We start from the raw sequence: 8223 nt of genomic DNA, 5'->3' as shown, positions 1-8223 counted from the left end.
GCAGGTCGGCACTTTATATACTGTATATGAAGAGCTGTTAGCCGAATTGAGATGTACTCAACTTCATACCGTTCTTTGTTACAATTAATGCCTCACGTCCATTGAGAGATTCAATAAACCGGAGTCCTTTGCGGGACTGCATGATGAAGGCCGCTGTAGCAAGAGCGTCAGCTTCCATTACACTCGGAGCCATCACAGACACGGAAGCCACGTTGTTCGGGCTTAAACCGGACTCAGGGCTGACGAGATGGTGGTACATGTGATTCTTATCGTAGAACACCTCATACCCGCCAGATGTGGCAAGAGCACCTGTGTTCATCTGAATCACCGCAGGGTAGTTTCCTTTCTTATCAGGATCCTGCACAGCAACAACCCAAGGCTTGCTGCCGGCTTTTTCACCCATAGTCCGGATATCACCACCAGCATTGATCATGTGATTCTTCGCACCATGTGCAGCGAGCACTGCTGATGCTTTGTCCACAATGTATCCTTTTGCAATGCCGTCCAGTGTTACGCCCATTCCTTCACGATTAAGACGGATGGAATCACGCTTCTGAATAAGAGAGCCAGCATCGACAAGAGAGAGAGCTTCTTCAAATTCAGCTCTGGACAAGTCCATTTCGCCTTTGCGGTTTGCTTTCTCTGTGTAGAGATCAACTACAGGCTTAATGGTCACATCAAAGGCATTGTCAGAAAGCTTGCTTATCAAGCGTGCACTGCGCACAACTTCTGCAAGCTCCTGAGGAATACCTGAAACACGTCCGTCTCTGTTGAGCACAGAAACAGGTGAATCACTCTGGTAACGGCTGAGAAGTGCCTCAAGTCGGGCAATCTCTTCAAAACTGCGACCAATTGCTTCCTCACCAAGCTGTTTGGAAGGATGCAGTGCAGTAATCGTTACCACAGTTCCCATCATAAAACGGGTTTCCTGCACTTTGTATTCGTTACCCACACGGGCGGCAGATGCAACTGCTGGCACGCCGGTTACAGCGGCACCAAGACCGAGCACACCGCAAGCCTGCAGGAACTGTCGACGAGATGTAGTCATAGTCTTCGCTCCTATTAGGCGGTTGGCTGTGGATTTTCTGCTTCTGCTGCCTGAGCAGCCTCTGCAGCTTTTTTCGCAGCAGCAGCTTCCTGTGCCTTGGCGGTAATACCCACAGGACACATCAAGCGCAGAATGTCACGCGGACAAACATCAACACATATTTCTTCGCAATCAGGGCCATATGCAAGACATGCGGCCTGATCAATTCTGATCTGACCATCAACGTGAGAGATAACCTTTGCAGGACATTTCTTCACGCACTTCATGCAGTTAATACAGCCGGCTTCACACACGTCCATAACAGCTTTCATTTTGTCCTTGGTAGAACAGAAAACCTGAACACGTGCGCGACGCGGAATCATTTCCAGAACCTGATTAGGACAAACATTGATACATGCGCCACAAGCAACACACTTTTCAGGGTCAATCACAACCAGATCATTTTCAATGTACATGGCATCAAACGGACATGCTTTTACACAATCCCCGTAGCCAAGACAGGAGTATTTACAAGCGTCAGGACCATCTTCAAGCAGACCGGCTGCTGTACAAGACAATACACCCTGATACCCGAATTTCTTTTCAACCTTGCCTTCATCCTTCACACAACGGCGGAAGGAGATTTCCGGATCATCGCCACCGGCAGCTTTGCCGGAGAGTTCAGACACTGCAACAGTCACTTCAGCACCACCGGCACAACACAGGCCGGCAGAAACGTCAGGATCGGTAATTACAGCGATGGCGTACGCTTCACAACCAGCGTAGCCGCAACCGCCGCAGTTAGCACCCGGAAGTGCATCGCAGATTGCCTCTACTCTCGGGTCTTCTTCCACGTAGAAGACACGTGATGCAGCAGAAAGAACCACTGCACAGAAAAAGCCCAGAGCTAGCAATGAAAGGACAGATGTCAAAACCATAATGCTATCCTTGTTGGTTTATCCCGCAAGGGGAGTCACATGCATAGTACCCTGCGCCTAGGAGATCATGCCCTTAAAGGCCATGAAGGACAGAGACATGATACCGGCCATCACCAGAGCCGCAGGTACACCCTGCATGGACTTTGGCAGATGGGTAACTTCCAGCCGTTCGCGAATGGCGGCAAGCAACACAAGAGCGAGTAAGAAACCTAAGCCGGATGCAAATGAGTAGAAAATGGAAAGGCCGAGGTCGAACTCTTTACGCTGAACAAGAATTGCAACACCGAGCACTGCGCAGTTTGTTGTAATGAGAGGAAGGAAAATTCCCAGCGCGTTGTACAACGGCGGAACAGATTTCTTCAGGAACATCTCAACAAGCTGTACCAGTGATGCGATGACGAGAATAAACATAATGGTCTGCAAGTACCCGAGATCAAGCGGCAGGAGCACATACTCCTGAATAAGCCATGTAAGCGGGGTTGCAATAACCATAACAAAGATAACCGCGCCACCCATACCCAGAGAAACGCCCTTTTCCTTGGAACAACCAAGGTATGGGCACTGTCCCAGATACTGGGCAAGTACGATGTTGTTAACAAAGATCGCGGAGATAAGAATCAGGAAATATTCCATAGGTAGTACCTCCAGTTACTTGTGACCAGCACAGGCGCGACATGCATGACAGCCTGTAGACGGGTTTTCCGGTGCAGGTTCACCGCGACGTTTTGCCTTAACAATGCTGAGGTAGTTCATACCCGCAAGAATAAGACCAAGCGCAACAAACGCACCCGGAGCAGCAATCATGAACTCAACCGGTTCAAATGAACCGCTGAGGATTTCAACACCAAAAACATAACCGGTGCCGAACAACTCACGAACAGCTCCAAGGAAGGTAAGCGACAAGGTAAAACCGATACCCATGCCCAGACCGTCTGCAACAGCCAGGTGCACAGGGTTTTTACCTGCAAACGCTTCCGCCCTGCCAAGAATAAGGCAGTTAACAACGATCAGCGGTACAAAAATACCAAGCTGCTGATATAATGGATAAGCGTATGCCTGCATCAGCAATTCTACAGATACTACAAGGGAAGCAGCTACTGTAATGTAACAGGCGATACGAACTTTTTTCGGAATAATCTTACGGATCAACGAAACAATAAAACTGGACAGAGTGATAACGAATACAACCGCCATCCCCATACCAAAACCGTTTTCTGCTGTGGTTGTAACCGCAAGAGTCGGACACAGACCAAGCAGGAGTCGGAACGGTGGAAGCTCCGCCCACAAGCCTTTGGAAAACTCTTTCCACATGGCCATATTTTCCTCCTCAAATCGCGCAGTATTGCGCGTTCACGTTCTTCTTCAGCCTATTTAAAGGCTTCAAGAATATCAGCTTTCAAGGCGCTGTAAATTTTGCCAGCATCTTGAACCGCAGCCACAGTACCACCGGAAGAGATGGTTGCGCCGGAAAGGGCGTCAATCACACCGCCTTGAGACTTCAACTTAGCCTCGGACTCAGAAATACCGTTAAACTGTGCGCGGAAATCCGGCTCAGCAATACGGGTTCCAAGCCCCGGGGTCTCTTTCATTGTGGTTATGCCGATACCGACAAGCTTGTTGTCTTCAAGGTCAAAGCCGACCATAACACCAATGTTATCGCCGTAACCGCCACCAAAGCCTTCAATGGCAACAGCTTTAAGCTCGCCATCCACTTTAAGCGGAAATACGTTTACAGGCTTGTCAGTAAGAGGATTCGTGAACTTTTTGCGTTCCTGCACAGGGTCATTTGTATAGTCAGGCAACACCTGCTTCAGGGAAGGTCCCTGAACAAATGTAAGCAACTGCAATTCAATGGTCGGTGCGGTCATCTGCTTGAGCGAAGATAACGCAAAGCCTGAGATACCACTGATGCAGGTCAACACAACGATCATCTTCAAGATTTCACGCATAGCTTACCTCGCTCCAAACGGTTTAGGCTTAATCATATCACAAAGCGGGGTAATCATGTTTGCAAGTAATACCGCAAACAGCACACCGTCAGGGTACTGACCATAAGTACGAATGAGGATGATAAGGAAACCGGCCATCAAGCCGAACAGAATTTTACCACCACGAGTATTCGGCGTGGAAGTGAAGTCTGTCAGCAAAAAGAAAATCGAAAGCATGGTTGAACCGGTAAACAGGTGGAACAACGGATTCGCATACATCTCCGGATCAATTGCATAGTAGATTCCACCGGTAATCAGTACTGCTGCAATGGTAGCAACCGGAATCTCCCATGTAATTACGCGGCGTGCGAGGAGAATAAGCCCGCCAAGCAACAATGCACCCACCTGCACTGCGCCAAGCGCACCCAGCTGGTCACCAATAAATAAATTGTACATTGAAGCATCAGCAACAGATTCAACACCAAAATACCGTAACTGGGTAAGCGGGTTAACCAGAGTTGTATTCAGCATGGTTGCATCAACATTGATGTAGACCGGCCATGAGACAATACAAAATGCCCAGCCAACTGCAACCGCGCTGATCGGTGCACCGCCGAAGTTACCCCACAGCATTTTACCCAGCACCATTGTCACGGCAGAGCCTGAAACAACCAGCCACCATTCGGCACCGGCAGGCAGGATAAACGCAAACAACAAACCGGTTACAACTGCGTGGTAGTCATCAACGCGCACTTCTTTTTCCATAATTTTGGAACACAGTGCTTCAACAATAACCGCAGTGGCAATTGAAAGCGCCATAACGCGGATGGCTTCCATGCCGTACCAGTACACTGCACCGATAACAGCCGGAAGCAGTGCCAACAGAATCGTACTCATCATTCCCTTGATGGAAGTTCCGCAATGCATGTGCGGTGCGGAGGCAACCGTCAGGAATGGAGCAGTGGACAAAGATTTTTTAGCCATATTATCCTCCTACTCATCAACCTGCAGAGCACATGCCGCAACCTGTGCTTCTTCAAGGGCAATTTTGTGTTTACCAAGTCTGATGAACTGGAGCATCGGACGACGAGCCGGACAGTAGAAGGTACACAGGCCGCATTCAATGCAAGCGCCTATGTTTTCCTGACGGCAGAAATCAATCTCGTTAAACTCAACGTAACGAGAGATCATGTTCGGCAAGATACGTGACGGACAATGCTGCACGCAGGCACCGCAACTGAAACAGGCGTGATCAGACACAGGCTGAAAAACTCCCGCAGGAACTACAAATACGGCCTTTGTGTCTTTCGCTATGCCTTTATTCAGGTCGCCAGTGGCTTCCCCGCGCATAGGCCCGCCCATGATGACACTGTCGCCGTCTGCAACTTCTATGGAAGCCTCTTTCAGCAACGCACCTACTGGAGTCCCGATAGGGGCAACAATGTTACGCCCTTCAACGCAGACAACAGTATGTGTCAGCGGCATTCCGCTTTCAGCTACTGCGCCCAGATTGTAGAGCGTATGCAGGTCAACAACATTGACACCTTTCATGCTCTCTTTGCCGGTAATGCTGGCAACGACAAGCTCATCAAGGCTGTTTGGATATTGAGGATTAATGAAAGCGATATCAGTACCGTCAAAAGCAGCAGTGGACGCTGAAGGCAGAGCAACAACGGTTCTGGAAGCCGGAGAAAGACGCTTAAGCATCTCCAAGCCTGCATTAACAGTACTTTTTGCATGAACAAGCATGCTTTCTGCGTAGGTAATACCCGGCTCTGGATTCAGCGCGTTAATGACGAGCAGGTCACAACGTCTGATAAGTGGACGAATATCCACTCCCAGTCCTTTAAGTGCGGCGCGCAGCTCATCGCCTTCGAGTCCGGCAAGAGCAACCGGCTCCACACCAGTAGGTTTAGGGTCTTCACCGTCTGCAGCAGGAGCAAGCTCCTGAGCTTTGATGACAACGTGTTTTTCCGTAACTTCTGTTACGACACCGGTAATGCCTGAATGCATATCACCGATTTTAGCGTTCGAGTGGTCTGCCACAAGAAGGCCCGGGTATACTTCAGCTTTTTTCTTTACCGCTTTTTTTCCATGTCCATTTAGGGGAATACGCACTTCGAAAGGAACTGAACCAGTCTCAAATGCTCCTGTGTCCCCATGAGTCAGAATGAAGATATTCTTATTCATAAGACATCCCTATTTGAAGTGGCACTGGTTGCACTGGTCTTTTGTGTAAGGGCCAGCGTCGATTTCTTCGTGGCAACCCATACAAGACTGATGGTACGCGTCCATCAAGTTCGGTACATCTGGATCGTCAGAAACTTTTGAATGGCAGTCGCTACATGGAACCGGTTCTGCGTCGTCCGGAATGTTTCCGTCCTCATCAGCTTCGTCAAGAAGCTCATGATGACAGGTCTCACAGTCCACGCCGTACTCATCCACATGCTTGGTATGGTCAAAAACAACCATACCTGCGCTGTTTTCTAACAGCACACGCATAGGAACGGCCGCAGTTTCTGCGGGACGCAAAAAGCCGTAGCATGCAACGGCAATAAGAATCGCAGTGATGATTGCGATTGGAAAGTATCTCGTTGGCAAGGCACACCTTCCTGATACTGGTGTTAAACCCGACCGTCCGAGTAAGGAGAAAAAGATAGTCTGTTGGCGCCTTTTAACTAGACCATTTTTCCATTTTTGAAAAGGCTCATACGCCCCTGTATTCAGGAAAAATAACGGTATGTTATGACTATCAAAGTTCTTTTGTTTGATTTATCAATCAAATCAATAAGTAACCTCAGGAACTTATTTTTCTGTCAAAAATACAGTGTAGTTTCATGATGTTATCAAAAACAGCTACTGGTTTTCAACGCGCCCAAACTACGGTACAACCCCACCACATCAACTCAAAATACGGTGCAATTTATGCTTACTCAGACCAGTTCTCAGGCGTTTAAAAAAATATTTACTTTCTCTGCCGGCTCAGAAACATTCGGACTACCGCTCCACCTTCTGCACGAGGTGATCTATCCCGAACATATCACCAGAGTTCCTAAGGCCCCCTCCTTTATGGCAGGCATATTAACATATGGCTCTGAAACAATTTCCGTGCTGGACATAAGCAAAAAACTTTGTCTCGCAGCGCCGTCCATACGAGTTCATCATCCGGCTATAATCATCAATACTAGTATCGAAGGCAAAATAACGCAATTAGCTTTACTTGTTGAGAGATTTGGCAAGATCGTCCAATACAAGAGCTCCGAAGTGATGAAGCGTAAAAACATTCCCTTCAACTCGAGTACAGCAAAAAGCACTGCCACAGGCCAACCGTCCGCTTCATACATTCAGTCCCGCGAAGCAATCCGGAAGTTCGTCAGTGAAGAACTGTACAGAGCCGGTGTTCGAATTCGCCTTCTCAACGAAACCACCCTCTTCTCTCTTGATGAGCTTACATAACTCAGTACCGTCAGTGTGGTACCCACTGCGAGAAGCAGCACACAGACTATTGCAGCACTGCAACACACTTGTACTTTTTGCTTAAATGCCTGCACTTTCCGCTATCTTGTAAACAGTGCTCACTCGAAGTCATTCAACAAAAATCAGACACAAAAAAAGGGTCAAATGACCCTTTTTTTAACTCGTTGATGTTTTTTTCTATGCTCTGCGTTCCCACAAGCGCATATCTTTCATCTTTTTACGGCGCTCACGCTGTAACGATTTACAGACAAGCGGCGTGTTCTTTTTGTATCCGCAACGAGTACGGTACTCTTCTGGCGTAAGTCCGTGTGTTGCAAGATGCTTTTTAGTTAATATTTTAAATGACTTTCCACACTCAACGCATGTAATGGATTTTTCCTTAATTGCTTTTTTAGGATCAATCGCCTTACATGCAGGGTCATCTTCAACGGCACAGCTTGCACTAATTTCCTTAATCCCCCGGCAAGCTTACGCACCATTGTTGTAATTTCTTCCTCTGTCATTGTCCTTACACTGGCTTGTGCTTTGACAATTTCCAGAGCTTCCTTCAAATAACTTTCCATATAAAACTACCCCTCCTATCCATTAAATGAACAAGTATTATACCCAGAAAATGAAAAAATATTTAAAATAGCGTTCTGGAATGACTATTTACTTATTTTATAGCCCTCGTAAAACAACTACTATATTACACATAAGTGCCGCTAAACTCATGGTAAATACAGCATAGACATACTACAGAACTGCATATGCGCACAATAGAATTTTTTGCAGTTTTTTTTATTATATCAGCATAATCAAATTACATATTTTTACCATCAATGATGCATAAGCACTGTATATACTACAGTTG

Annotated in this window: 9 protein-coding genes and 1 pseudogene; 1 reads left to right on the top strand and 9 read right to left on the bottom strand. The window is 47.4% G+C overall.

Annotation, left to right across the window (positions count from 1 at the left end):
- Positions 1 to 37 precede the first annotated feature (37 nt).
- The 8 genes from SP90_RS16230 to SP90_RS16195 are packed head-to-tail and all read right to left on the bottom strand — an operon-like array spanning position 38 to position 6494.
- Entirely contained in the window at positions 38 to 1048 is a 1011-nt protein-coding gene (locus SP90_RS16230) for an FAD:protein FMN transferase (protein WP_066858796.1), read from the bottom strand.
- A 14-nt stretch (positions 1049 to 1062) separates the two neighbouring features.
- The gene (gene rnfB, locus SP90_RS16225) at positions 1063 to 1965 is read right to left on the bottom strand and encodes an RnfABCDGE type electron transport complex subunit B (RefSeq protein WP_066858795.1); all 903 of its coding nucleotides are present in this window, start codon (positions 1963 to 1965) and stop codon (positions 1063 to 1065) included.
- 57 nt (positions 1966 to 2022) lie between these two features.
- Complete coding sequence (locus SP90_RS16220) at positions 2023 to 2598, bottom strand: electron transport complex protein RnfA (protein WP_066858794.1); 576 nt, start codon at positions 2596 to 2598, stop codon at positions 2023 to 2025.
- Between the two features lie 15 nt (positions 2599 to 2613).
- The gene (gene rsxE, locus SP90_RS16215) at positions 2614 to 3282 is read right to left on the bottom strand and encodes an electron transport complex subunit RsxE (protein WP_066858793.1); all 669 of its coding nucleotides are present in this window, start codon (positions 3280 to 3282) and stop codon (positions 2614 to 2616) included.
- 50 nt (positions 3283 to 3332) lie between these two features.
- Positions 3333 to 3914, bottom strand: a complete 582-nt coding sequence (gene rnfG / locus SP90_RS16210) for an RnfABCDGE type electron transport complex subunit G (RefSeq protein ID WP_066858792.1) — start codon at positions 3912 to 3914, stop codon at positions 3333 to 3335.
- A gap of 3 nt (positions 3915 to 3917) precedes the next feature.
- On the bottom strand, positions 3918 to 4877 hold the full coding sequence (locus tag SP90_RS16205; protein WP_066858791.1) for an RnfABCDGE type electron transport complex subunit D: 960 nt from the start codon (positions 4875 to 4877) through the stop codon (positions 3918 to 3920).
- Positions 4878 to 4886: 9 nt separating this feature from the next.
- The gene (locus SP90_RS16200; protein ID WP_066858790.1) at positions 4887 to 6083 is read right to left on the bottom strand and encodes a 4Fe-4S dicluster domain-containing protein; all 1197 of its coding nucleotides are present in this window, start codon (positions 6081 to 6083) and stop codon (positions 4887 to 4889) included.
- A gap of 9 nt (positions 6084 to 6092) precedes the next feature.
- On the bottom strand, positions 6093 to 6494 hold the full coding sequence (locus tag SP90_RS16195; RefSeq protein ID WP_066858789.1) for a cytochrome c3 family protein: 402 nt from the start codon (positions 6492 to 6494) through the stop codon (positions 6093 to 6095).
- Between the two features lie 324 nt (positions 6495 to 6818).
- Between SP90_RS16195 and SP90_RS16190 the strand changes: the two genes are divergently transcribed.
- Positions 6819 to 7349: a chemotaxis protein CheW gene (locus tag SP90_RS16190; RefSeq protein ID WP_066858787.1), complete on the top strand. Its 531-nt coding sequence runs from the start codon at positions 6819 to 6821 to the stop codon at positions 7347 to 7349.
- Positions 7350 to 7547: 198 nt separating this feature from the next.
- Here the strand turns inward: SP90_RS16190 and SP90_RS16185 are convergent.
- Positions 7548 to 7933: pseudogene (locus tag SP90_RS16185) on the bottom strand (MucR family transcriptional regulator).
- Positions 7934 to 8223 lie beyond the last annotated feature (290 nt).

It is taken from the genome of Halodesulfovibrio spirochaetisodalis, assembly GCF_001672295.1.
Taxonomy (GTDB): Bacteria; Desulfobacterota; Desulfovibrionia; order Desulfovibrionales; family Desulfovibrionaceae; genus Halodesulfovibrio; species Halodesulfovibrio spirochaetisodalis.
The sequence above is the reverse complement of the archived record's forward strand: the minus strand, read 5'-3'. Positions and strand labels throughout refer to the sequence as shown.

Coding starts and splice junctions, on each gene's coding strand:
- rnfB (WP_066858795.1), bottom strand. CDS start 1,965: ATGGTTTTGACATCTGTCCTTTCATTGCTAGCTCTGGGCTTTTTCTGT.
- SP90_RS16200 (WP_066858790.1), bottom strand. CDS start 6,083: ATGAATAAGAATATCTTCATTCTGACTCATGGGGACACAGGAGCATTT.
- SP90_RS16205 (WP_066858791.1), bottom strand. CDS start 4,877: ATGGCTAAAAAATCTTTGTCCACTGCTCCATTCCTGACGGTTGCCTCC.
- SP90_RS16230 (WP_066858796.1), bottom strand. CDS start 1,048: ATGACTACATCTCGTCGACAGTTCCTGCAGGCTTGCGGTGTGCTCGGT.
- rnfG (WP_066858792.1), bottom strand. CDS start 3,914: ATGCGTGAAATCTTGAAGATGATCGTTGTGTTGACCTGCATCAGTGGT.
- SP90_RS16190 (WP_066858787.1), top strand. CDS start 6,819: ATGCTTACTCAGACCAGTTCTCAGGCGTTTAAAAAAATATTTACTTTC.
- SP90_RS16220 (WP_066858794.1), bottom strand. CDS start 2,598: ATGGAATATTTCCTGATTCTTATCTCCGCGATCTTTGTTAACAACATC.
- rsxE (WP_066858793.1), bottom strand. CDS start 3,282: ATGGCCATGTGGAAAGAGTTTTCCAAAGGCTTGTGGGCGGAGCTTCCA.